We start from the raw sequence: 22,441 nt of genomic DNA, 5'->3' as shown, positions 1-22,441 counted from the left end.
ATGAAGCGACTGGCCGGACTCTCCGCGCTTGCCCTGATTATCTCCAGCACCAGCGGTTGCGGTTGGCTTTGGGGCGATGATGGTTATTTCCGCGATCGCGGCAGCGACTACCTGAGCGATCGGCAGACCGCACCGATGCAGATGCCGCAGGATATCGCGCAACCCAAGAAGCTCGACCCGCTGCTGCCGATCCCGCGCAACGTCGCCGACTCAACCGCCAGCGGCGAGTACGAAGTGCCGCGTCCGCAGTCGCTGCCGGCGCAAGCCGACTCGCGCGAATTCAGCCTGCAGAAGAGCGGCGAGTCGCGCTGGCTGGTGGCGCAGCGCGCCCCGGCCGAAGTCTGGCCGATGGCTCGCCAGTTCTTCGAAGACAACGGCTTCCAGATCACCGGCGAGCGTCCGCAGACCGGCGAGTTCAGCACCGCCTGGCAGCGTTTCGACCAGCTCTCCGCGAGCATGGCGCGCCGCCTGAGCAGCCGCGTCAGCGGCGTCGCCCCGGACAGCGAGACCCGCGTGCGGGTGCGCATCGAACCGGGCGTGCAGCGCAACACCAGCGAGATTTTCGTGGTCAGCGCCGAGCGTCCGGCCGGTAGCACCGCCGATGTCGAGTTCCCGAGCAAATCCACCAATGCCAGCCTCGACGGCGCGCTGCTCGACGAGATGCTCGCCAGCATGTCGCGTGGTGTCGAGCAGGGCGGTTCGGTGTCGCTGCTCGCGGCCCGCGACTACGACGCGCCGAACCGCGTCAGCCTGTCGGAAGACGGCAGCGGCAACCCGGTGCTGACCCTGGGCACTGATTTCGATCGCGCCTGGTCCAGCGTCGGCCGTTCGCTCGACAGCGGTAACGTGCGGGTCGACGACCTCAACCGCTCGCTCGGCTTGTACTACGTGAACCTCGCCGAAGACGCGAAGAAAGAGGACGAGAAGCCGGGCTTCTGGACGCGCATGTGGGGCAGCTCGCCCAGCGATGAAGAGCTGGAGAAGCGTGCCGAGCGCTATCAGGTACGCCTGACCACCGTGGGCGACAGCGTTCAGGTCACCGTGGAGAAGGATCTCAACACCGTGGCGCCGGCCGATGTGGCCCGTCGCGTGCTGAGCATCATTCAGGAACATCTCGGCTGATCGGCGGCCTGCGGGCCGCGAGCGAGATGTCCACATCAATGGGCGAAACCCGACAGGGTTTCGCCTGTTTCTTTTTGCCAGAGGCGGATATTCCGAAATGAGCACTCCCAGCAGCCTGAGCCTGAAGAAAATCTATTCGGGCAAAGTTCGCGACCTCTATGAAATCGACGCCAAACGCATGCTGATGGTCGCCACCGATCGTCTGTCGGCGTTCGACGTGATTCTCAACGAGCCGATTCCGGACAAGGGCAAGATCCTCACCGCCATCTCCAATTTCTGGTTCGACCAGCTGGCCGGGATCGTCCCCAACCACTTCACCGGCGATCGCGTCGAGGACGTGGTGCCGGCCGCCGAGCTACCGTTGGTGGAAGGGCGTGCGGTGGTGGCCAAGCGCCTCAAGCCGGTGCCGGTGGAAGCCATCGTGCGCGGCTACATCGTCGGTTCGGGCTGGAAGGAATATCAGAAGAGCGGCACCGTCTGCGGCATCCAGCTGCCGGCCGGATTGCAGGAAGCGGCCAAGCTGCCGCAGCCGATCTTCACCCCGTCGACCAAGGCGGCGGTCGGCGACCACGACGAGAACATCTCCTTCGCCCAGTGCGAGGCGCTGCTCGGTGGGGAGCTGGCGGCCAAGGTGCGTGACACGGCGATTGCCCTGTACAGCGCGGCAGTCGAGTACGCGGCGACCCGCGGGATCATCATCGCCGACACCAAGTTCGAGTTCGGCCTGGACGAAGACGGCACCCTGACCCTCATGGACGAGGCGCTGACCCCCGACTCCAGCCGCTTCTGGCCGGCCGACAGCTACGCCGAAGGGCAGAACCCGCCGAGCTTCGACAAGCAGTTTGTGCGCGACTGGCTGGAGTCGACCGGCTGGAACAAGCAGCCGCCGGCCCCGGCAGTTCCCGCCGAGGTGGCGCAGAAGACTGCCGACAAGTACCGCGAGGCGCTGACGCGTCTGACCCGCTGATTCGTCGGCGGTATCGAGAAGGGGCGCCATGGCGCCCCTTTTTGTTGGCCAGCCGACCGCAAGCATCTGAAAGCAGACAAAAAATTTACGACAGGGGTTCGACTTGGCGCCGCGAACTGTTATGATGCGCGCCGACTTGGGGGAGATGCCGGAGTGGTCGAACGGGACGGATTCGAAATCCGTTGTGTCAGCAATGGCACCTAGGGTTCGAATCCCTATCTCCCCGCCAAATTGAAAAGCCCCCGAAACGCGAGTTTCGGGGGCTTTTTGTTTGCGGTGCGGAAAGCGCTGGGATTAGCGCTCGATGGCCAGGGCCACGCCTTGACCGCCGCCGATGCACAGGGTGGCCAGGCCTTTCTTGGCGTCACGCTTGAGCATCTCGTGTAGCAGGGTCACCAGCACGCGGCAGCCCGAGCCGCCGAGCGGGTGGCCGAGGGCGATGGCGCCGCCGTTGACGTTGACCTTGCTGGCATCCCAACCGAGTTCCTTGCCGACCGACAGCGCCTGGGCGGCGAAGGCTTCGTTGGCTTCGATCAGGTCGAGGTCGGCCAGCTGCCAGCCAGCTTTTGCCAGGCAGCGCTGGGTCGCCGAGACCGGGCCGATGCCCATGATCGCCGGGTCGACGCCGGCGTTGGCGTAGCCGGCGATCTTCGCCAGCACCGGCAGGCCGAGCGCCTGGGCTTTCGCCGCACTCATCAGCAGCACCGCGGCGGCGCCGTCGTTGAGCGTCGAGGCGTTACCGGCGGTCACGGTGCCGTCTTTCTTGAATGCCGGCTTGAGCTTGGCCAGCGCCTCGGCGCTGGTGCCGGCGCGCGGCTGCTCGTCGGTGGCGAAGCTGACCGGCTCGCCTTTGCGCGACGGGATCAGGATCGGGGTGATTTCATCCTTGAAGCGCCCGCCTTCGATGGCGGCCACGGCTTTCTGCTGCGAGGCGGCGGCGAAGGCGTCCTGCGCTTCACGGCTGATGCCGTATTTTTCCACCAGGTTCTCGGCGGTGATGCCCATGTGGTAGTCGTTGAAGGCGTCCCACAGACCGTCCTGGATCATGCTGTCGACCAGCTTGGCGTGGCCCATGCGCAGGCCGGTGCGGGCGCCGGGCATGACGTAGGGCGCCAGGCTCATGTTCTCCATGCCGCCGGCGATCACCACCTCGGCGTCGCCGCAGCGGATCGCCTGGGTGGCCAGGTGCAGGGCTTTCAGGCCCGAGCCGCAGACCTTGTTGAGGGTCAGCGCAGGCACCGCGTGCGGCAGGCCGGCCTTGATCGCTGCCTGGCGCGCCGGGTTCTGCCCGGAGCCGGCGGTGAGCACCTGGCCGAGGATCACTTCGTCGACTTCGGCGCCGTCCAGGCCGGTCTGCTCGAGCAGGCGGCGGATCACCGCGGCGCCGAGCTCGGGCGCGGGAATGTTGGCCAACGTGCCCTGGAAGCTGCCGATGGCGGTGCGGGTGGCGGCGACGATCACGACGTCTTGCATGGTGGGTCTCCTGCGGGCGGCGACGCCCGGCCTGGGAATAAAAAAGCCCCGCGCTCCGAGGGGGGAGGTGCGACGGGGCAAGGGATTAGAAAGTCATTTCCGGCACGTGCTCGGGCACCTGCAGGCGGCCGGCGGTCTTCGCCACGATCTCCTCGACGCTCACCCCCGGCGCGCGCTCGCGCAGGATGAAGGTGCCGTTGTCGATCTCCAGGTAGGCGAGGTCGGTGAGCACCTTGCGGATGCAGCCGGCGCCGGTCAGCGGCAGGCTGCAGTGGTTTAGCAACTTGGACTCACCGTCCTTGGAGGCGTGGGTCATGGTGACGATGATGTTGTCGGCGCCGGCCACCAGGTCCATCGCGCCGCCCATGCCCTTGACCAGCTTGCCGGGGATCATCCATGAGGCGATGTTGCCGCGCACATCGACCTCGAAGGCGCCGAGCACGGTCAGGTCGACATGCCCGCCACGGATCATCGCGAAGGATTCCGCGGAAGAGAAAATCGATGCGCCCTTGACCGCGGTGACGGTCTGCTTGCCGGCGTTGATCATGTCGGCATCGACTTCGTCTTCGGTGGGGAAGGCGCCCATGCCGAGCAGGCCGTTCTCCGACTGCAGCATCACCTGCATGCCTTCGGGTACGTAGTTGGCGACCAGGGTCGGAATGCCGATGCCCAGGTTCACGTAGTAGCCGTCCTGCAGTTCGCGGGCCACGCGCTGGGCCATTTGTTCGCGGGTCAGTGCCATGTCGGTTTCCTCGAATTCTTCTGGTCGGGTTAGGCGCGCACGGTGCGCTTTTCGATGCGCTTCTCGAAGCTGCCGCAAATCACACGGTCGACGTAGATGCCCGGGGTGTGGATCTGTGTCGGGTCGAGTTCACCCGGCTCGACAATCTCTTCGACCTCGACCACGGTGATGCGCCCGGCGGTGGCCACCACCGGGTTGAAGTTCTGCGCGGTGTGGCGGTACACCACGTTGCCGAAGTGGTCGGCCTTCCAGCCTTTGACGATGGCGAAGTCGCCGGTGATGGCCGGCTCGAGGATGTAGTGACGGCCGTTGATCTCGCGCGCTTCCTTACCCTCTGCGACCGGCGTGCCGTAGCCGGTGGCGGTGAAGAACGCCGGAATCCCCGCGCCACCGGCGCGCAGCTTCTCGGCCAGGGTGCCCTGCGGGGTCAGTTCGACTTCCAGTTCGCCGCTCAGCAGTTGCTGCTCGAACAGCGCGTTCTCGCCGACGTAGGAGGCGATCATCTTGCGGATCTGCCGGTCTTCCAGCAGCACGCCGAGGCCGAAGCCATCGATGCCGCAGTTGTTGGACACCACGGTCAGGCCGCTGACCCCGCGCCGGCGAATCTCGCCGATCAGGTTCTCCGGAATGCCACACAGGCCGAAGCCACCGGAGAGCACGGTCATGCCGTCCTGCAGGCCGGCCAAGGCGGCTTCGTAGCTGTATACACGTTTGTCGAGTCCACTCATGGCGCTGCCCCTCGGGTTCGGGTCGTCGGCACTGGCTGCCGGGGTTGGGGCAAGCTTCCGGTGTGTGGGTTGATTTGTTAAGTTTGTTTTTCCTGTCCATTAATAATGAAAACAGATCAATGACCGTCAAACAGCTGCGTGCTTTTCTCGCCGTGGCGCAGAGCCTGAGCTTCGCCCAGGCCTGCGAGCGCCTGCACCTGTCGCAGCCGGCGCTGAGCCTGGCGATCAAGAACCTCGAGGAGTCGCTAGGCGGACCCTTGCTGCTGCGCACCACGCGCAGCGTGGCGTTGACCGCGGAGGGCGAGCTACTGCTGCCCATCGCCCGGCGCCTGCTGGCGGACTGGGACAACACCGAGGAACTGCTGCGCCAGCACTTCACCCTGCAGCTCGGCCAGGTGGCCATCGCGGCGATGCCGTCGTTCGCCGGCAACCTGCTGCCGGTGGCGCTGAAGGGGTTTCGCGAACGCCACCCGAAGGTGAACGTCGCGGTGCACGACGTGATCAACGAGCAGGTGGTGGAGATGGTGCGCAACCGGCGCGTCGAACTGGGCGTCGCGTTCGAGCCAGGCAATCTCGACGGCATCGATTTCCAGCCGCTGTATACCGACCGTTTCGTTGCCGTGGTCCCTGCCGACAGCCCGCTAGCGGCGCGTAACGAAGTGGACTGGGCGCAGCTGCTCGAGGAGCACTTCATCGCTCTGCAGCGCCCCTCGGCGGTGCGCCTGCTGCTCGAAGAAAGCATCGCCGCGCAGCACGGCAAGCTGCGCGTGGCGTTCGAGAGTCATCAACTGGTGACGGTCGGGCGGATGGTCGCCCAGGGCCTGGGGGTCAGCGCGGTGCCGAGTCTGTGCATCCAGCAGATGCAGGAGCTCGGCGCACGCTGCGTGGCGCTGAGCGCGCCGGTGGTCGAGCAGCGCGTCGGGCTGCTAAGCCTGCAGGGGCACCGGTTGTCGGCCGCGGCACAGGCGCTGGCCGAGACGCTGCGGGCGCTGGTCGACCGTCAGCCGTAAGCGCTCGCGCGCTTCAGCCGTGCCAGCAGCGGTACCAGCCGTTCTGCTCGCTGACCTGCAGGTCGGTCTGGTACAGCGCCGACAGGCGCGCGCTGGTGAGGATTTCCGCCTTGGGACCGTCGGCGATCACCTGGCCCTGGCTGAGCAGCACCACGCGGTCGATCTCCGGAATGATCTCGTCGATGTGGTGGGTGGTGATGATCATCGCCCGGCCGGCGCCACAGAAGCTGCGCAGCAGGCTCAGCAGGCCAAGGCTGGCGCCCATGTCGAGGCCGCTGGTGGGTTCGTCGAGGATCAGCGCCTGCGGCTGGTGGACCAGCGCACGGGCGAGCAGCAGACGGCGTTTCTGCCCGGTGGACAGGCGCTGGAACATGCGCTGCTCGTCGCCGGGCAGGCCCAGCTCGACGAGCAGTGCGCGGGCCCGGTCTACCTGCTCGGCGCTGGGCTGCAGGTGGCCGTGCGCGCCGATCGCGCCGAAGAACCCGGAGATCACCACGTCCAGCGCCGAGGTGTAGGGCGTGTAGTCCTCCTGCAGGTCGTGCGAGACGAAGCCGATCTTGCTGCGCAGGTCCCACAGGTTGACCGTCGCGTTGCCGAACAGCTTGAGCGAGCTGTCCGGCTGATCGACCGGGTACAGCTCGCGGCTGATCAGCTTGAGTAGCGTGCTCTTGCCCGCGCCGTTGGGGCCGAGAATCGCGACGCGCTCGTGGTAGCCGATGTGCAGCGACAGGCGGTCGAACACGCGGGTCTGCTGTTGGTAGGCGGTGACTTGCTTCAGTTCGATCATCGGGCGGCATTCATGGGCGGTGGGGCGCTGATGATAGCGCGGTGCGCCACAGGCCTCGCGACCATGGGCGGCGGCGGCCAGTTGTCCGGTGTCGACCCGGACAAACATCGAATCGCCCACCGCGGTGAGCACGCCCGCGGCGTACACCTCGCAGATCACCCGGGTCTTGCGGCCGACCTCGCCCTCGACCTTGGCACTCAGGGTCAGCGGCACGCCCAGCGGGGTCGGTTTGATGTACTTGATGCCGAGGCTGCCGGTGACGCAGTCGATGCGCGGCAGGCTGCCCACCTCGCGCTGCTCGGCGCGGTAGTGGTAGGCCATGGCCGTCCAGTTGGAATGGCAATCGACCAGCATGGCGATCAATCCGCCATACACCAGGTCCGGCCAGCCGCAATACTTGGCCTCCGGCAGATGCTCGGCGATGACATGCACGCCGTCCGCGTGCCAGCGGCTCTTGACGTGCAGCCCGTGAGGATTGCGGCCGCCACAGCCGTAACAGACGCCGTCCGGGGCGGCGAGATCTTGCAGGGGAAGGTCGTGCATGGTGCTGTCCTTGTCGATGAAAACCTGGCCTCCGATCGATCGCCGCGCGGCGGCACGATCGATCGGCATTTGCCCTATTAGGCCGGACCTAAGGCGCCGCGCGCCAGCCGCATCTGTCCTCAGTAACCGCCGCCACCTCCGCCTTGCTGGGTGGCGCCGTCATCGGAGTGGCTGCTGTGATCGTTGCAGGACGAGCCGCCGAGGACGATGACCAGGGTGAGCATGGCCAGCGGGATGAGTTGCTTGAACATGAGCGTTCTCCCGGTGCGTGACCCCCTTGCTATTGGACGCCGTTGGCGGCGAGCCAGGTCGAAAAACGACGCGCGGTCGCGGGCGGGTTGCACCTGCAGCGCGCGACGGCCCAGGCGCACCGGGCGCCACCGGGAAAACGCCCAGATTCGGGGCGCGCGGCCGAGGCGGCGAGCACAGTTGTGCACAATAGCGATGCATCTTGGCAAGTCGCTCGCACAGTGCGACGTAACTGCTTGATTCTTTGTAGGCAATTTATAAGTCAATGAAAAATATGAACTTTTTTTCTGGTGAAAAAAGCGTCAATCTGAGCGGAAGCCCCAACTGGCAAGGCGTGGCGATCCTTGCTCCCAAGTTGTCCACGGAGTTATCCACAGCTTTTGTGGATTGTCTGCGGCAACCCGCATGGCTGCTGACTCGGCGCTCCAGCGAGGCGGTTTTCCCCTGCATTTGCGCGCCGCGACAACCACGCCGGTGGCGCTGGTTATACTGCCCGGCAGTCTTGCCTGGAGCCTCTTATGCCTATCGATTTGCCCAACCTGCTTGTGGGGTTGTCCGTGGCGGCGCTGCCGTTGCTGGCGCTGAGCTGGCAGTTGCAGCAGCGCCTTGCGCGCCTGCGCACTGACGCGGCGTTGCTCGAGGAGCGGCTGAGTCATGCGCAGCTGGCTCAGGACGGTTTGAGCGCGCAGCTGGACGACTACCGCCGCGAGGCCGGCGTCCTGGCCACCGAGAAGGCCGCGCAACAGGCCGAGCTGGCTGCCTTGCGCCGCGAGGCCGAACTGGGGCGCGGCGAGCTGCAGCGCTTCCGTGGCCATGAACTGGCCTGGCAGCAGGAGCGCGAGCAGCAGGAAAACGAGCTGCGTCGCCTGAGCGCCGAGCGCGCGGCGCTGCACGCCGAACTGCGCGAGCAGCAGGACAGCCATCAGCAGCGCCTTACCGATCTGCAGGGCGCGCGCGACGAGCTGCGTGCGCAGTTCGCCGAGCTGGCCGGGAAGATCTTCGACGAACGCGAGCAGCGCTTCGCCGAGACCAGCCAGCAGCGCCTCGGCCAGTTGCTCGACCCGCTCAAGGAGCGCATCCAGGCGTTCGAGAAGCGTGTCGAGGACAGCTACCAGCAGGAGGCGCGCGAGCGCTTCTCGCTGGGCAAGGAACTCGAGCGCCTGCAACTGCTCAACCAGCGCCTCAGCGACGAGGCGACCACCCTCAGCCAAGCGCTGAAAGGCCAGAAGACCCAGGGCAACTGGGGCGAGCTGGTGCTCGAGCGGGTCCTCGAGCACGCCGGCCTGGAGAAGGGCCGCGAGTACCACACCCAGGTCAGCTTGCGCGCTGCCGACGGCGAGCGCTTCCAGCCCGACGTGCTGATCCAGCTGCCCGGCGACAAGCAGGTGGTGGTGGATGCCAAGGTCAGCCTCACTGCCTATCAGCAGCTGGTTGCCGCCGAGGACGAGCAGGTCCGCCAGGTTGCGCTGAAGCAGCACGTGCTGTCGCTGCGCAGCCACCTCAAGGGCCTCTCGGTGAAGGACTACCAGCGCCTGGAAGGGCTGCACAGCCTCGACTTCGTGCTGCTCTTCGTGCCCATCGAGGCGGCCTTCGCCGCCGCGCTGCAGGCCGATCCGGGGCTGTTCCAGGAGGCTTACGACCAGCACATCGTGATCGTCAGCCCGACCACGCTGCTGGCCACCTTGCGGGTCATCGATAGCCTGTGGCGCCAGGAGCGGCAGAGCCAGAACGCCCGCGAGATCGCCGAACGCGCCGGCGCGCTGTACGACAAGTTCGTCGCCTTCATCCAGGACCTCGACGAGGTCGGCAGCCGCCTGCAGCAGCTCGACAAGGCCTACGCCGCGGCGCGCAACAAGCTGGTCGACGGGCGCGGCAACATCGTCGGCCGGGTCGAGAACCTCAAGCTGCTCGGCGCGCGGGCCAGCAAGAGCCTGTCTCCTGAGCTGCTGGAACGCGCCGCGGTGCCGTTGCTGGATGAGGTGGATGCCGCTGAGTGATCAGCGACCACGCGAGAGCCTGTAGGAGCGGCCCATGGCCGCGACGGGTGTTCGACAGACCACTTCGCGGCCATGGGCCGCTCCTACGAGGGACTACTTCACCCCGCTGCCGCGGCCTCGGCGGCGCGCCGCGCGGCGGGGGAGTGGGCCAGGTAATCCAATGCCACCTGCACGTCGCCTTCCACCACCGGGTGATAGCTCGGCTTGAAATAGCGCGCCACCGCGCGGCCGATGCTGCCCATGGTCGGCAGCAGGCCGCGCCCGCCGAGATCGCGCCACAGCGGCAGGAAGCCGCGCACGCGGCGGATCGCCGGGTCCTGACGCATCATCAGCCGCGAGCCGGCATGGAATAGGAAGGTCAGCGCCGCCGAGGCGACCAGCATGTACAGCCAGCGCATCAGCAGGCTGCCGCCGAGGTGCACGTGCAGGTCGTGGGCCACGCAGCGGTGCTCGACTTCCTCGGCGCCGTGCCAGCGCAGCAGGTCGAGCATCACCGGGTCGGCGTGATCGAGCTGGCGGGTGGTGATGATCCAGTCGCCGAGCACGCAGGTGAAATGCTCGACGGCGGCGATCAGGCCGACCCGCTGCAATAGCCACCAGTGCTGCAGGCGCCGGCCGAGCCAGCCGCTGCCGACCGGCAAGTCGCCGAGCGGTTTCTCGAACAGCCAGCTCAGGCGCCGGGTGAACGGCGTCGGGTCGATGCCGTGGCGCACCAGATAGGGCGTCAGCGCGCTGTCGTGGGCGCGCGCGTGCTGCGCTTCCTGCTTGATGAAACCGCGCACGTCGTCGCGCAGGCGCGCCTCGGTGACCAGCGGCAGGGCCTTGTTGTAGACCCGGCAGAACCAGAACTCGCCGGCCGGCAGGAGGATGTGAAGGGTGTTCATCACATGCGAGGCTTCCGGCTCGCCGGGCACCCAGTGCAGCGGGGTGTCGGTGAAGTCGAAGCTGACCTTGCGCTGCTCCAGGCGATGGTGGGGGGCGCTCATGCGGTGTGCTCTCCTGCGGGGCGGGCAGCCGCGCTGCCATGCCGATCGACGAATTCGCGAATCCAGCGGGCCAGTTGCAGCGGCTCGGCGAGCAGCTGCCAGTGCCCGGCGCGCACTTCGCGGCGGGCCAGGTCGGGCGCCCAGTGCTGCAGCTGCTCGAACAGCTGGGGACGCACGAAGCGATCCTGGGTCGGCACGATCAGCTGCACCGGCACCTGGGTGTAGCGCAGGCGCGGCTTGAACATGGCACCGATGAAGTTGGCGCGGTACAGCTTGACGCCGTGCTGGCCGTCGGAGACCTGGGTGCTGTTGTGCTGCGCCTCGCGCACGCCTTCCAGGCGCTCCAGCAGGGTCGGCCACAGGCGGCCGAGGCCGTTGCGCCAGAGCAGCTCGGGCAGCCAGGGGGTGTGGAAGAAGGCGATGTACCAGGAGCTGAGCAATTGGCCGAAGACCTTCAGCCAGGCGCCCAGACGTTTCTCTTGCAGGCGTGCGCGCATCCAGTGGCCGACATGGTCCAGGCACGGCCCGGAGATGGTGGTGTAGGAGGCGAGCAGCGGCTGGATGCGCGGCTCGGTCACCGCCTCCCAGGTCTGGATCGAACCCCAGTCGTGGGCCACCAGGTGCACCGGACGCTCTGGACTGAGCGCCTTGATCACCGCCTCGAGGTCATTGGCCAGCAGCGGCAGGCGGTAGTCACGGGTGCGCCGGGGAATCTGCGAAGCACCGAAGCCGCGCACGTCGTAGGCGATGATCTGGTAGTCGGCAGCCAGGTGCTGGACCAGCGGCAGCCAGACCTCGTGGCTGTCCGGGTAACCGTGCACCAGCAGCAAGGTCGGCCCCTCGGCGTTGCCCCAGCGGTAGGCGGCCAACTCGACGCCATCGCCCTGCACGCGCAGGCGCTGCGATTCAGTGCGGATCGGTGCGTTCATCGGCGCACCGGGTGGGACGAGTGCGGGGCAGGTGTGGACAGGGCGGCAGGCATCACGATCTCCTTATCAATCGTTACAGCGAACGATGGCAAAGTCGTGACGCACTGGGCACCCACCGAATGGCCAGTCGCGCGGCGGCTGCGGGTCGGTGGTTGTTACTGCGCTACTCAGGCCGTGCGCAGGCCGTGCCGGGTGTGTTGTTGGCGCCGCCGCGCGGCGGCTATGATCGGCGCCATGAATGAATCCAGCTCTTTCCTGCAGCGCCTGCTGGCGCGTACACCGCGCGTGGCGGATGCGCCGAGCAGCGCCGAATACAGCGTCGATGAACTGGCCAACGCCGGCGGCACCACGGTGCGCAATCTACGCGCCTATCAGGACCGCGGCCTGCTGCCGCCACCGGAGCGGCGTGGACGTATCGGCGTGTACAACGATGGCCACCTGGCGCGGCTGCAGCTGATCGGCCAGCTGCTCGAACGCGGCTACAGCATCGCCAGCATCCGTGAGCTGCTCGAGGCCTGGGAACAGGGCCAGGGCCTGTCCCATGTGCTGGGCCTGGAGCAGGCGATTGTTGGCGCATGGCATCAGGTCGAGCCGACCCGCCTGGAGTTCGCCGAGCTGCAGGCGCTGTTCGGCGACGGGCTGACCGACGCCAACCTCGACCTGGCCCAGAGCCTGGGGCTGGTGGAGTTCGCCGGTGACCACCTGCGCGTGCTCAACCCGCGAGTGTTCGCCGCCGGCGTCGAGCTGTACCGCGCCGGCATTCCGTTGGCGTCTCTGCTCGAGCTATTCGCCTCGATCCGTCGCCAGGTGCAGCCGATGGCGGCCGGCATCGTGCAGCTGATCGTTCAGCATCTGGTCAATCCGCTGCTGAGCACCAGCCTGCCGCACGTCGATGAGCTGCAGCGCCTCAATCAGCAACTGCTGGGGTTGCGGCCGCTGGTCGAGCAGGTGGTCGACAGCGAGCTGGCCAGCGCGCTGCACGACTCGGCGAATCAGGAACTGGGTGAGAGGGTCGGCGTGTTGCTGAGGGGCTTCCTCAAGTCCTGAATGTCGGCCGCTGCGACGCGGTTGCGCCCGGCGTGCTTGGCGGCATACAGGGCGACGTCGGCGTGGCCGACCAGCGCTTCGGCGTTGGCCATCTCGCCCTGCGCCGTGGAGGCCACCCCGATGCTCACGGTCAGTTGGCCGCGCTCGACGGCTTCGTGACGTAGGCGTAATGCCTCGACCGCCGCACGAATGCGTTCGGCGATGACCAGCGCCGTGTCCAGCCCGGCACCGGGCATCACCACGGTGAACTCCTCGCCACCGAAGCGGGCGACAAAGTCGCAGTGTTCGCGAATGCTGCCGCGCATGGCCTCGGCCACCTGGCGGATGCAGGTGTCGCCGGCGAGGTGGCCGTAGGTGTCGTTGAAGCGCTTGAAGTGGTCGATATCCAGCATCAGCACGCCGAGCGGCTCGCCGTTGCGCAGGCAGCGATGCCACTCGCGGCTGAGGGTCTCGTCGAGGTGGCGCTTGTTGGCGATGCGCGTGAGGTCGTCGGTGCGGCTGAGCACCGCCAGTTCCTGCGCGGCCAGCGCGTACTTGTGCGCCAGCACCTGGTGCTCCCAGGCCAGCTTGAGCGCGGCGTTGAAGCGCATCTGCAGGCGCCGGCCCATCTCGGCGATGAACGGGCAGACCACCCAGGCGCCGATCGCGAGGAAGTGCGACACCGGCTCCGGGTCGAGGAAATAGGCGATGCCGAGGAAGAAGAACATTGGCACGTGGAATGACAGGTGCGCCGGCCAGTAGGAGACGTTGCTCATCGCCACCATCACCGAGGTCAGCGCGACGCAGCCGTAGACCACGTCCTCGAACGGCGTGCCGTAGTGCATCAGCCAGATCGCGCCGATGCCCCAGGTCAGGCCGACGCTGGCGCACTGCACGCTGGTCAGTCGCGCCCAGGTGCGCGGCGCTACGCGCCGCGGATTGCGGCGGTAGGCGCGGACCAGGCCGAGGCGTACGCACATCAGCACCAGCAGCAGGCACCACCAGACGATCAGGCCGCCCAGCGGCACGCTGCTGTGATAGACGCCGAAGATCAGCGACGCCGAGAACAGATTGCCGACGGCAGTCGAGGGGCTGGTGGAGAACAGCGTGGCGACGCGCTCGGCGAAATAGTCCTCGTCCGGACGCTCGGGCAGGTGGACCGGCAGCGGCGCCGCTCCACTGGAAAGATTCATCGTGACTACTCCTGAACAACGGTCACCGCGGCCGTGCGTGCCGCTGAATCTTTATATCAGTTCCCCGTTCAGCACAGCCAGCCTGCCGCCAGGCTGGTGAGGACGTTTGGGGGTTGGCGCGGAGCCGCTCAGCGCAGCGGCAGGTGACGGCTCAGCAGGGCGCGCAGGGCGGCCGGCTTGACTGGTTTGGCCAGGTAGTCGAGACCGGCGGCATGCACCTGGGCGATCAGCTCGGGGCGGCCATCGGCGCTGATCACCACGCCGGGCACCGGTTCGCCGAGCTTGGTGCGCAGCCAGGCCATCAGTTCGGTGCCGGTCTCGCCCTCGTCGAGGTGGTAATCGACCAGCGCCACTTGCGGGCGCACTTCCTCGTCGATCAGGTGTTCGCATTCCAGGCGGTTGCGCGCCGTCCACACCTGGCAGCCCCAGCGCGACAGCAGGCTGTGCATGCCGGTGAGGATGCTGTCCTCGTTGTCGATGCACAGCACCTGGGTGCCCTGCAGGGCGTTGCCGTTGACCTCGCCGACCGCGTGCTTGAGCAGCGGCGCGGGGGCTTTGGCAAGCGGCACGTCAACGCTGAACACGCTGCCCTTGCCCGGCCAGGAGCGTACTTCCAGCGAGTGGCCGAGCACCCGGCAGAGGCCGTCGGCGATCGCCAGGCCGAGGCCCAGGCCCTTCTCGGCGCGGGTCTGGTGGCTGTCGAGGCGCTTGAACTCCTCGAAGATTTCCTTGCGCTTGTCGGCCGGAATCCCCGGTCCGCGGTCCCAGACTTCCAGGCGCAGGCCGCCGGCCACGCGGCGCACGCCGAGCAGCACGTCGCCCTTGGCGTAGCGGAAGGCGTTGGTCAGGAAGTTCTGCAGCACGCGGCGCAGCAGCTTGATGTCACTGTCCACGCGCAGGCGGCTGCCGTGCAGGCGGAAGTTGACCCCATGTTCCTGGGCCAGCGCCTTGAACTCCGCGCCCAGCGCGTTGAACAGCTCGTCGAGCGGGAAGGGCGTGCGCTCCGGGGTGATGCGGCCGTTCTCCAGGCGCGAGATGTCGAGCAGATCGCTGATCAGGTCTTCCGCCGAACGCAGCGAGCTGTCCAGGTGGCTGACCAGCTCACGGGCGTCGCGCGGCAGCTGTTCCGGCTGGTGACCGAGCGCAGCGGAGAACAGCCGCGCGGCGTTCAGCGGCTGCATCAGGTCGTGGCTGACGGCGGCGAGGAAACGCGTTTTCGACTGGTTGGCGGACTCCGCCACGGCCTTCGCCTGGCCGAGTTCCTGGTTGAGTTCGGAGAGCTCGCGGGTGCGTTCCTCGACGCGCTGTTCGAGGCCCTCGTTGGCTTCCTTTAAGGCCTGTTCGGCCTCGCGGAACGCGGTGATGTCGGTGAAGCTCATGACGAAGCCGCCGCCCGGCATCGGGTTGCCGATCAGCTCGATCACCCGGCCGTTGGGGAACAGCCGCTCGGAGGTGTGCGCGGTGCCTTCACGCATCCAGTACAGGCGCTTCTCCACGTGCGATTCGACGTCGCCCGGCCCACACAGTCCGCGTTCGGCGTTGTGGCGGATGATGTCGGCGATCGGCCGGCCGACGCTGATCAGGTCGTCCGGGTACTGGAACAGTTCCAGGTAGCGGCGGTTCCAGGCCACCAGGCGCAGCGACTGGTCGACCACGCTGATGCCCTGGGTGATGTTCTCGATCGCACCCTGCAGCAGCGCGCGGTTGAACTGCAGCACCTCGGAGGCTTCGTCGACGATGCGCACCACGTCTTCGACCTGCATCTCGCGGCCTTCGATGGCGGCCTTCACCACCGCGCGCGCCGACGAGGCGCCGAGCACCCCGGCGAGCAGGCGTTCGGTGTGGGCGATCCATTCGCCGTTGGCCGGCTGGTTGGGGTTGAAGCTGCGCCCCAGGCGGTAGGCGAAGCGCAGGAAGCTCTGCCGCGAGCGTTCCTCGCCGACGAAGCGGCTGGCCAGCACCAGCAGGTCTTCCACCTGCACCGCCAGCAGGCTGCGGCTGCTCGGTTTGTGGCCGAAGTCCTGGCCGATGAAGCGCCCGGCCTGCCAGTGCTCGGAGACGCGAGTGCGCGAGAAGTAGGAGACCCAGACGAACAGCAGGAAGTTGCTGGCTAGCGACAGCACCACGCCGCGGGTCAGCGGTTCGACATGCACGCCGATCGGCTGATGCAGCAGCGGTTCGAGCAGCGGGAAACTGCTCAGCGACCAGCCCAGGCTGCGCGCCACCACGGGCAGCACCAGCAGGTAGAACCACACTGCGGCGCCGGCGGCCAGGCCGGCAAACACGCCACGGCGGTTGGCCTGTTTCCACAGCAGGGCGCCGAACATCGCCGGCGCCAGCTGGGTCACCGCGGCGAAGGAGATCTGCCCGATGGTCGCCAGGCTGGCGTTGGAGCCGAGCAGGCGGTAGCTGACGTAGGCCAGCAGGATGATCAGCACGATGCTCACCCGGCGCACCGAGAGCATCCAGTGGCGGAACAGCTCGAACGGCCGCTCGGCGTTCTTGCGGCGCAGCAGCAGCGGCAACAGCATGTCGTTGGAGACCATGGTCGACAGCGCCACCGCTTCGACGATGACCATCCCGGTGGCCGCCGAGGCGCCGCCGATGAATGCCAGCAGCGCCAGCGCCGGGTGCGCCTCGGCGAGCGGCAGGCTGATCACGAAGGAATCGGGCATCACCCCGGACGGCAGCAGCATCTGCCCGGCCAGGGCGATCGGCACCACAAACAGCGCGGCCAGCGCCAGGTAGGCGGGGAACACCCAGCGCGCCAGGCGCAGGTCCTTGGGCTCGATGTTCTCCACCACGCCGACGTGGAACTGCCGCGGCAGGCAGATGATCGCCATCATCGCCACGCCGATCTGCACGAACATCGACGGCCAGTTCACCGTCTCGTCCCAGAAGTCGGCGAGCGCCGGGGTATTGCGCGCCTGCAGGAGCAGGTCGTCGAAGCCGTTGTACAGGCCGTACGTGACGTAGGCACCGACCGCGAGGAAGGCCAGCAGCTTGACCAGCGACTCGAAGGCGATGGCCATGACCATGCCGCGGTGGTGCTCGGTGACGTCGAGGTTGCGGGTGCCGAACAGGATGGTGAACAGGGCAAGGATCAGCGAAACGATCAGCGCGGTGTCCTGCGCGCGGGTGCCGGTGGAGTCGGCTCCGGCGCCGGTCAGCAGGTTGACGCCGAGGACGATTCCCTTGAGCTGCAGGGCGATGTAGGGCAGCACGCCGACCAGACAGATCAGTGCCACCACCACCGCCAGGGTCTGCGACTTGCCGTAGCGCGCGGCAATGAAGTCGGCGATCGAGGTGATGTTCTCCTGCTTGCTGATCAGCACCATCTTCTGCAGCACCCAGGGGGCGAACAGCATCAGCAGCATCGGCCCGAGGTAGATCGGCAGGAACGACCAGAGCTGCTCGGCCGACTGGCCGACCGCGCCGAAGAACGTCCAGCTGGTGCAGTACACCGCCAGCGACAGGCTGTAGACCAGCGCGCGCACCGGCACCGGCAAGGGCGCACGGCGGCGGTCGCCATAGAAGGCGATGGCGAACAGGATGGCCATGTAGGAGAGGGCGACTGCTGCGATCAGCCCACCGGACAGCGACATGTGAACTCCAGATCAACGGGCGCGGCGCCGCGACATAGACCGGGCGAGCGATACACTCAAGTCCCGTTCAGTGTCGCACCAAAGTACAATTCAGTCAGTCGCGACTATGGTCGCAAGCACGCCGGTCGGGCCGCACTGTTCAAGCTGCGGCGCACGGCGTCGAATGGCAGCTGTTGCAGCTGGCCTGCGCCCGCAGTACCTGGCGCCGCTGCCACCTTTAGTGAGGACGTGTTCATGTTCAAGCCGCAACTGGTCGCGCTGCAGCGCGGCGCCCTGCGCCTGGAGCCGCTGCTCGAAGCGGACATCCCCGCCCTGGTTGACCTGGCCGAGGCCAACCGCGACGAGCTGGTCTACCTGAACGGCCCGCTGCGCCTGGATTGGTACCGCAGCGCGTTGAGCGATCAGCGCGAAGGCCTGGCCGTGGTGTTCGTCATCCGCCTCGGCGATCGGCTGGTCGGTACCACGCGCTTCGCCGACTTCATGAACATCCTGCCGGCCGCGGAAATCGGCTGGACCTGGCTGGACCGCGGCCAGCACGGCACCGGCCTGAATGACAGCATCAAGTACCTGATGCTGCGTCATGCCTTCGAGAACTGGCGGATGGTCCGCGTGCAGCTGAAGACCGCCGCCAGCAACCTGCGTTCGCAGCGTGCCATCGAGAAGCTCGGTGCGCAGCGCGAAGGGCTGCTGCGTAATCATCGGCGCCTGGCCGATGGGCGCCTCGACGACACGGTGATGTACAGCATCACCGACGGCGACTGGCCGCAGGTCAAGGCTGGCCTGGAGGCGCGCTTCGGCGCCTGAGGATGAGCGCGGTGCGTGAGCAGACCCACTTCTGGCAGGCGGATGCCTTGCCGGGCGTCGAGTTGCTGCACGCGCATTACGTCGAGCAGCGCTTCGCCCCGCATGTACACGAGGGCTACGTGTTCACCGTGATCGAGCACGGCGCGCAGCGTTTCCGTCACCGTGGCAGCGATCACCTGGCGCCGGTCGGCAGCATGGTGCTGATCAACCCGGACGAAGTGCACACCGGCTCCAAGGCGCATGAACTGGGCTGGCGCTACCGGGCCTTCTATCCCGACAGCGCCCAGGTCGGCGGGGTGCTCGGCGAGCTGGGCCTGGCCCGCGGCGGCTTGCCGTCGTTCGCCAGCAGCGTGCTGCAGGACCCGCAATTGCACAGCGCCTTCGCCGCGCTGCACCGCCTGCTGGATGGCGGCGCCAGCGCGCTGCAGCAGCAGACCGCCTGGCGCGAAGCGATTCTGCTGCTGTTCCAGCGCCATGCGCGGCTGCCGCTGGCGCTCGAGCCGGGCCGCGAGCCGCGCGCGGTGGTGCAGGCCAAGGAACTGCTGAACAGCCAGCTGGCCGAGCCGCCGTCGCTGGAAGAGTTGGCGGCGGCGGTGAATCTGTCGCCGTTCCATTTCGCCCGGGTATTCCGCGCCGCGACCGGGCTGCCGCCGCACGCCTGGCTCAAGCAGCGCCGCCTGGAGCAGGCGCGCCTGTTGCTCAAGGCCGGTTGCGCGCCGATCGGCGTGGCCGCGCAGCTGGGCTTCGCCGACCAGAGCCACCTCAATCGCCAGTTCAAGCAGGCCTACGGCGTGGCGCCGGGCGAGTACCGCAAGGCCTGCGCCCGCTAGCCGGCGCACGCCGCACGGCAGGCATCCGGCGAGTAGCAAGATCGTTCAAGACGCTCTGCGACCCGCACGCTAACCTCAGCCGTTCAAGGAGGTGGCATGTCCCGTCAACACGAGTTTCTGCAAGGCGCCCGCGACGTTCTCCCATTGGTGATGGGCGGCATTCCGTTCGGCATCATCTTCGGCTCGCTGGCCGGCGCCTACGGGCTGTCGATCTGGCAGGCCCTGGCCATGTCGCTGCTGGTGTTCGCCGGCTCGGCGCAGTTCATCGCCATCACCCTGATCGGCGGCGGCGCCGGGGTGGTCGTGGTGCTGCTCACCACCTTCGTGGTCAACCTGCGCCACGCGCTGTACAGCGCCACGCTGCAACCCTTCGTGCGCCATCTGCCGAAACGCTGGCGCATGCCGCTGGCGTTCATGCTGACCGACGAAGCCTTCGCCGTGGTCCAGCATCGTTACGCCGAGCCGGATGCCTCGCCGCACAAGCATTGGTACTTCTGCGGTGCGGCGCTGACCATGTATGTCGACTGGCAGTTGGCCACGGTGGTCGGCGTGCTGTTCGGCCAGACGGTGCCCAACCTGGCGGCCTGGGGCCTGGATTTCGCCATGTTGGCGACTTTCATCGGCATCGTCGTGCCGATGCTCAAGAACCGCCCACAGGTCGCGGCGGCGCTGGTCGCCGGCGCGGCCGCGCTGCTGTGTAACGACTGGCCGTACAAGCTCGGCCTGATGGCCGCGGCCTTGTCGGGTATCGCCGTGGGCACCGTGCTGGAGCGCCGTGCCGCCTGGCAGCTGGACGAGGAGGGCGTGTGATGCAGACCTGGTGGCTGATTCTCGGCATGGCGGCGATCACTTTCGCGATCCGCTACAGCCTGTTCGCCTGGCCGGACCTGCGCTTCCCGTCGGTGGTGCGCCAGGGCCTGCACTATGTGCCGACCGCGGTGCTCACGGCGATCGTGGTGCCGGGCATGTTCATGCCCGATGGCCAGCACCTGCAGCTGGCGCTGGACAATGCCTTCCTGCTGGCCGGTCTGGCGACCATCCTCATCGCCGCGCTGAGTCGCCATCTGCTGGGGACCATCCTCGGTGGCCTGCTGATCTTCTTCCTGCTGCGCTGGACCTTCGGGCAACTGCCCGTCTGAAAGTCGCGAAAGTAGTTCTATTTGGTAATTCATCGTATTTACGCCCGAAATCCTTTCGCGTAATTTGCGCCCCTTTTTAACGGCCCGCTCTGGGCCGCGGATTGGGGAAGACACGTTATGCAGTCTGTCGGAATGCCATCACGCCTGGCTCTGGGCGTCGCGCTGGCGCTGGGTACCATCACGTCGGTCGCGGCCGAGGAGCTCGAACTGGGTAACGTCGAGGTGGTCGGTGACTGGCTGGGCGAGGCGACCGACGAGGACGTCAAGAACCACCCCGGCGCACGCAGCGTGGTCGACCAGCAGACCATCGAGGAGAGCGGCGCCAAGCAGGTCCGCGAACTGCTGCGCAAGGTTCCCGGCCTGCAGGTGCAGGAAAGCAACGGCACTGGCGGCAGCGACCTGTCCCTCAACGTCGGCACCCGCGGCCTCACCGCGCGCCTGTCGCCGCGTTCGACCATCCTCATCGACGGCGTGCCGATGGCCTTCGCGCCGTACGGCCAGCCGCAGCTGTCGCTGGCCCCCGTGGCGGTCGGCAACCTGGAGAAGATCGACGTGGTGCGCGGCGGCGGCGCGGTGCGCTACGGCCCGCAGAACGTCGGCGGCATCATCAACTTCGTGACCCGCGAGATTCCCGAGACCCAGGCCGGCAATATCAACGTCGGCACCGAAGTGGCCGGCCACGGCGGTTTCAAGACGCAGACCAGCGCCTTCCTCGGCGGCACCGCCGACAACGGCATGGGCGCGGCGCTGCTGTATTCCGGGATTCGCGGCGCCGGCTACCGGAATGACAACGACGGCACGCTGGTCGACGATTTCATGCTGAAGAACAAGTTCGCCCTCAGCGAGATCGACGAGCTGGCGACCAGCTTGCACTACTACCGCGCCGACGCCGACATGCCCGGCGGCCTGAACGCTGCGCAGTTCGACGCCGACCCCTACCAGTCGGTGCGCCCGTACGACAGCTTCGAAGGCGAGCGCAAGGATTTCTCTTTCAAGTACACCCGCACTCCGGACGCCAACCGCACCTTCGAGCTGGGTTCGTACTATTACGAGAGCTACCGCGGCAGCAACATCGTCACCGAGCGCAGCGCGGTTAACGACCAGCTGATGTCCTACCCGCGCAACTACCACGTGTTCGGCATCGAGCCGCGCTACTCGCAGCTGTTCCTGTGGGGCGAAGTCGCCCATGAAGTCGGCGTCGGCTACCGCTACGTCGACGAAGGCATGCACGAGCAGACCAAGAGCAGCGCGGTGTACAACCGCGCCAGCGGCACGCCATACACCACGCCGTTCACCGAGACCGCCGACAACACCGGCGGCACCGAGGCGCACTCGGTGTACATCGACGACCGCATCGACGTCGGCAGATGGACGCTCACTCCGGGGCTGCGCTACGAGCGCGTACGCACCACCTGGCACAACCGCCTGAAAGGCTACGAGCGCGAGGTCAACTACCTCGAGCCGCTGCCGTCGCTGAACGTCATGTACCACCTCTCCGATGAGTGGAAGCTGTACGCCAACTACAACACCTCGTTCGGCAGCCTGCAGTACTTCCAGCTCGGTCAGGACCCCGGCGCGCCGCTGACGTCCTACGGCAACGAGGTCGGCCCCGGCCTGGAGCCGGAGAAGGCGCACACCTACGAGCTCGGCACGCGCTACGACAACGGCGCCTGGCGCGGCGAGGTGACACTGTTCCGCATCGAGTTCGACAGCCAGCTGCAGTACGCCAAGCAGGACGGCTGGACGCAGCTCGGCGCGACCACCCACGAAGGCATCGAGACCGCGCTGAGCTACGACCTCGGCAGCCTTGATCCGGCCCTCGACGGGCTGTCCACCTACGCCAGCTTCACCTACACCAAGGCCACCGCCGACAAGGGTGTGTTCGCCGACAAGGACCTCAACTTCTATTCGCGCATCACCTCCATCCTCGGCCTGCGCTACACGCGCAACCGCTGGACCTGGAATCTCGATGGCTTCGCCCAGTCGCAGCAGTACGTCGCTGACGTCGCCAACGGCATCTACTACCGCAACGAGACCGCCGACGGCCGCTACGGCGACATCCCCGGCTACGCGATCTGGAACGCCCGCGGCGAGTACGCGTTCGGTCCGCAGCTGTCGAACCTGACGCTCGGCGTCGGGGTGAAGAACCTGCTCGGCCACGAGTACTTCACCCGTTCGCTGGACAACAACTACGGCAAGTACCTCGGTCAGCCGCGCACGCTGTTCGTCCAGGCCGGGGTCAGCTTCTGATCTGCAGCGGTTAAAAAAGGGCGCCACTGGCGCCCTTTTTTCATGCGTCGGTCATTCGCCT

19 protein-coding genes, 1 tRNA gene and 1 pseudogene are annotated in these 22,441 nt (G+C 67.1%); 11 read left to right on the top strand and 10 right to left on the bottom strand.

Going from position 1 to position 22,441, the window contains the following annotated elements; translation table 11 throughout:
* From bamC to JQX08_RS03335, 3 genes are all read left to right on the top strand, one after another.
* The gene (gene bamC / locus JQX08_RS03345) at positions 1-1,122 is read left to right on the top strand and encodes an NlpB/DapX family lipoprotein (RefSeq protein WP_204914696.1); all 1,122 of its coding nucleotides are present in this window, start codon (positions 1-3) and stop codon (positions 1,120-1,122) included.
* Between the two features lie 97 nt (positions 1,123-1,219).
* On the top strand, positions 1,220-2,089 hold the full coding sequence (locus JQX08_RS03340; protein ID WP_204914695.1) for a phosphoribosylaminoimidazolesuccinocarboxamide synthase: 870 nt from the start codon (positions 1,220-1,222) through the stop codon (positions 2,087-2,089).
* 139 nt (positions 2,090-2,228) lie between these two features.
* Positions 2,229-2,318 (top strand) — tRNA-Ser (locus JQX08_RS03335).
* Between the two features lie 65 nt (positions 2,319-2,383).
* Here the strand turns inward: JQX08_RS03335 and JQX08_RS03330 are convergent.
* From JQX08_RS03330 to JQX08_RS03320, 3 genes are all read right to left on the bottom strand, one after another.
* The gene (locus JQX08_RS03330) at positions 2,384-3,562 is read right to left on the bottom strand and encodes an acetyl-CoA C-acetyltransferase (protein ID WP_204914694.1); all 1,179 of its coding nucleotides are present in this window, start codon (positions 3,560-3,562) and stop codon (positions 2,384-2,386) included.
* Between the two features lie 85 nt (positions 3,563-3,647).
* Positions 3,648-4,304, bottom strand: a complete 657-nt coding sequence (locus tag JQX08_RS03325) for a CoA transferase subunit B (protein ID WP_204914693.1) — start codon at positions 4,302-4,304, stop codon at positions 3,648-3,650.
* 29 nt (positions 4,305-4,333) lie between these two features.
* Positions 4,334-5,032 carry a CoA transferase subunit A gene (locus JQX08_RS03320; protein WP_204914692.1) on the bottom strand — a complete coding sequence of 233 codons (699 nt, stop codon included), beginning with the start codon at positions 5,030-5,032 and terminating at the stop codon, positions 4,334-4,336.
* Between the two features lie 119 nt (positions 5,033-5,151).
* Between JQX08_RS03320 and JQX08_RS03315 the strand changes: the two genes are divergently transcribed.
* Positions 5,152-6,042 carry a LysR family transcriptional regulator gene (locus JQX08_RS03315; protein WP_204914691.1) on the top strand — a complete coding sequence of 297 codons (891 nt, stop codon included), beginning with the start codon at positions 5,152-5,154 and terminating at the stop codon, positions 6,040-6,042.
* Positions 6,043-6,055: 13 nt separating this feature from the next.
* Here JQX08_RS03315 and JQX08_RS03310 read toward each other — a convergent pair whose 3' ends face one another.
* The 3 genes and pseudogenes from JQX08_RS03310 to JQX08_RS22335 all read right to left on the bottom strand — a co-directional run bounded on the left by JQX08_RS03310 (position 6,056) and on the right by JQX08_RS22335 (position 7,623).
* Positions 6,056-6,829, bottom strand: coding sequence for an ABC transporter ATP-binding protein (locus JQX08_RS03310; RefSeq protein ID WP_204915322.1), 774 nt, complete (start codon positions 6,827-6,829; stop codon positions 6,056-6,058).
* A 54-nt stretch (positions 6,830-6,883) separates the two neighbouring features.
* Positions 6,884-7,372, bottom strand: a pseudogene (locus JQX08_RS03305) (PaaI family thioesterase); the annotation flags it as partial.
* A gap of 119 nt (positions 7,373-7,491) precedes the next feature.
* Positions 7,492-7,623 carry a hypothetical protein gene (locus tag JQX08_RS22335; protein WP_283246501.1) on the bottom strand — a complete coding sequence of 44 codons (132 nt, stop codon included), beginning with the start codon at positions 7,621-7,623 and terminating at the stop codon, positions 7,492-7,494.
* A 516-nt stretch (positions 7,624-8,139) separates the two neighbouring features.
* Here JQX08_RS22335 and JQX08_RS03300 point away from each other — a divergent pair.
* Positions 8,140-9,618, top strand: a complete 1,479-nt coding sequence (locus JQX08_RS03300) for a DNA recombination protein RmuC (RefSeq protein ID WP_430472496.1) — start codon at positions 8,140-8,142, stop codon at positions 9,616-9,618.
* A gap of 98 nt (positions 9,619-9,716) precedes the next feature.
* Here the strand turns inward: JQX08_RS03300 and JQX08_RS03295 are convergent, their stop codons facing one another.
* Both JQX08_RS03295 and JQX08_RS03290 read right to left on the bottom strand, forming a co-directional pair.
* Positions 9,717-10,604 carry a metal-dependent hydrolase gene (locus JQX08_RS03295; protein ID WP_204914689.1) on the bottom strand — a complete coding sequence of 296 codons (888 nt, stop codon included), beginning with the start codon at positions 10,602-10,604 and terminating at the stop codon, positions 9,717-9,719.
* Positions 10,601-11,533 carry an alpha/beta fold hydrolase gene (locus JQX08_RS03290; RefSeq protein WP_204914688.1) on the bottom strand — a complete coding sequence of 311 codons (933 nt, stop codon included), beginning with the start codon at positions 11,531-11,533 and terminating at the stop codon, positions 10,601-10,603. Before JQX08_RS03290 ends, JQX08_RS03295 begins: the two co-directional genes overlap by 4 nt.
* A gap of 234 nt (positions 11,534-11,767) precedes the next feature.
* On the opposite strand from JQX08_RS03290, the gene JQX08_RS03285 reads away from it, so the two are divergent.
* Positions 11,768-12,580 (top strand): MerR family transcriptional regulator, encoded by an 813-nt coding sequence (locus tag JQX08_RS03285; protein ID WP_204914687.1) that lies wholly within the window; start codon positions 11,768-11,770, stop codon positions 12,578-12,580.
* Here JQX08_RS03285 and JQX08_RS03280 read toward each other — a convergent pair.
* Positions 12,526-13,752 (bottom strand): GGDEF domain-containing protein, encoded by a 1,227-nt coding sequence (locus tag JQX08_RS03280; protein ID WP_204914686.1) that lies wholly within the window; start codon positions 13,750-13,752, stop codon positions 12,526-12,528. The genes JQX08_RS03285 and JQX08_RS03280 overlap by 55 nt on opposite strands.
* 128 nt (positions 13,753-13,880) lie before the next feature.
* Positions 13,881-17,357 carry a hybrid sensor histidine kinase/response regulator gene (locus JQX08_RS03275; protein WP_204914685.1) on the bottom strand — a complete coding sequence of 1,159 codons (3,477 nt, stop codon included), beginning with the start codon at positions 17,355-17,357 and terminating at the stop codon, positions 13,881-13,883.
* A 234-nt stretch (positions 17,358-17,591) separates the two neighbouring features.
* On the opposite strand from JQX08_RS03275, the gene JQX08_RS03270 reads away from it, so the two are divergent.
* From JQX08_RS03270 to JQX08_RS03250, 5 genes are all read left to right on the top strand, one after another.
* Positions 17,592-18,161 carry a GNAT family N-acetyltransferase gene (locus tag JQX08_RS03270; RefSeq protein ID WP_204914684.1) on the top strand — a complete coding sequence of 190 codons (570 nt, stop codon included), beginning with the start codon at positions 17,592-17,594 and terminating at the stop codon, positions 18,159-18,161.
* A gap of 2 nt (positions 18,162-18,163) precedes the next feature.
* Positions 18,164-18,991: a helix-turn-helix transcriptional regulator gene (locus JQX08_RS03265; RefSeq protein WP_204914683.1), complete on the top strand. Its 828-nt coding sequence runs from the start codon at positions 18,164-18,166 to the stop codon at positions 18,989-18,991.
* Between the two features lie 96 nt (positions 18,992-19,087).
* Positions 19,088-19,801: an AzlC family ABC transporter permease gene (locus JQX08_RS03260; RefSeq protein WP_204914681.1), complete on the top strand. Its 714-nt coding sequence runs from the start codon at positions 19,088-19,090 to the stop codon at positions 19,799-19,801.
* Positions 19,801-20,130 (top strand): AzlD domain-containing protein, encoded by a 330-nt coding sequence (locus JQX08_RS03255; protein WP_204914679.1) that lies wholly within the window; start codon positions 19,801-19,803, stop codon positions 20,128-20,130. Before JQX08_RS03260 ends, JQX08_RS03255 begins: the two co-directional genes overlap by 1 nt.
* Before the next feature lie 132 nt (positions 20,131-20,262).
* Positions 20,263-22,380, top strand: coding sequence for a TonB-dependent receptor family protein (locus JQX08_RS03250; RefSeq protein WP_430472495.1), 2,118 nt, complete (start codon positions 20,263-20,265; stop codon positions 22,378-22,380).
* Positions 22,381-22,441 lie beyond the last annotated feature (61 nt).

The organism is Zestomonas insulae (assembly GCF_016901015.1).
In the GTDB taxonomy this organism is placed as follows: domain Bacteria; phylum Pseudomonadota; class Gammaproteobacteria; order Pseudomonadales; family Pseudomonadaceae; genus Aquipseudomonas; species Aquipseudomonas insulae.
Note: the sequence above shows the minus strand (reverse complement) of the source record. Positions and strands in the feature narration are given on the sequence as shown.

Excerpts from the sequence above, each read along its gene's own strand:
- JQX08_RS22335 (WP_283246501.1), bottom strand. The coding sequence starts at position 7,623 with ATGTTCAAGCAACTCATCCCGCTGGCCATGCTCACCCTGGTCATCGTC.
- JQX08_RS03290 (WP_204914688.1), bottom strand. The coding sequence starts at position 11,533 with ATGAACGCACCGATCCGCACTGAATCGCAGCGCCTGCGCGTGCAGGGC.
- JQX08_RS03300 (WP_430472496.1), top strand. The coding sequence starts at position 8,140 with ATGCCTATCGATTTGCCCAACCTGCTTGTGGGGTTGTCCGTGGCGGCG.
- JQX08_RS03255 (WP_204914679.1), top strand. The coding sequence starts at position 19,801 with ATGCAGACCTGGTGGCTGATTCTCGGCATGGCGGCGATCACTTTCGCG.
- JQX08_RS03310 (WP_204915322.1), bottom strand. The coding sequence starts at position 6,829 with ATGATCGAACTGAAGCAAGTCACCGCCTACCAACAGCAGACCCGCGTG.
- JQX08_RS03330 (WP_204914694.1), bottom strand. The coding sequence starts at position 3,562 with ATGCAAGACGTCGTGATCGTCGCCGCCACCCGCACCGCCATCGGCAGC.
- JQX08_RS03285 (WP_204914687.1), top strand. The coding sequence starts at position 11,768 with ATGAATGAATCCAGCTCTTTCCTGCAGCGCCTGCTGGCGCGTACACCG.
- JQX08_RS03250 (WP_430472495.1), top strand. The coding sequence starts at position 20,263 with ATGCCATCACGCCTGGCTCTGGGCGTCGCGCTGGCGCTGGGTACCATC.
- JQX08_RS03315 (WP_204914691.1), top strand. The coding sequence starts at position 5,152 with ATGACCGTCAAACAGCTGCGTGCTTTTCTCGCCGTGGCGCAGAGCCTG.
- JQX08_RS03270 (WP_204914684.1), top strand. The coding sequence starts at position 17,592 with ATGTTCAAGCCGCAACTGGTCGCGCTGCAGCGCGGCGCCCTGCGCCTG.
- JQX08_RS03295 (WP_204914689.1), bottom strand. The coding sequence starts at position 10,604 with ATGAGCGCCCCCCACCATCGCCTGGAGCAGCGCAAGGTCAGCTTCGAC.
- JQX08_RS03280 (WP_204914686.1), bottom strand. The coding sequence starts at position 13,752 with ATGAATCTTTCCAGTGGAGCGGCGCCGCTGCCGGTCCACCTGCCCGAG.
- JQX08_RS03325 (WP_204914693.1), bottom strand. The coding sequence starts at position 4,304 with ATGGCACTGACCCGCGAACAAATGGCCCAGCGCGTGGCCCGCGAACTG.
- JQX08_RS03340 (WP_204914695.1), top strand. The coding sequence starts at position 1,220 with ATGAGCACTCCCAGCAGCCTGAGCCTGAAGAAAATCTATTCGGGCAAA.
- JQX08_RS03320 (WP_204914692.1), bottom strand. The coding sequence starts at position 5,032 with ATGAGTGGACTCGACAAACGTGTATACAGCTACGAAGCCGCCTTGGCC.
- JQX08_RS03275 (WP_204914685.1), bottom strand. The coding sequence starts at position 17,357 with ATGTCGCTGTCCGGTGGGCTGATCGCAGCAGTCGCCCTCTCCTACATG.
- bamC (WP_204914696.1), top strand. The coding sequence starts at position 1 with ATGAAGCGACTGGCCGGACTCTCCGCGCTTGCCCTGATTATCTCCAGC.
- JQX08_RS03260 (WP_204914681.1), top strand. The coding sequence starts at position 19,088 with ATGTCCCGTCAACACGAGTTTCTGCAAGGCGCCCGCGACGTTCTCCCA.
- JQX08_RS03265 (WP_204914683.1), top strand. The coding sequence starts at position 18,164 with ATGAGCGCGGTGCGTGAGCAGACCCACTTCTGGCAGGCGGATGCCTTG.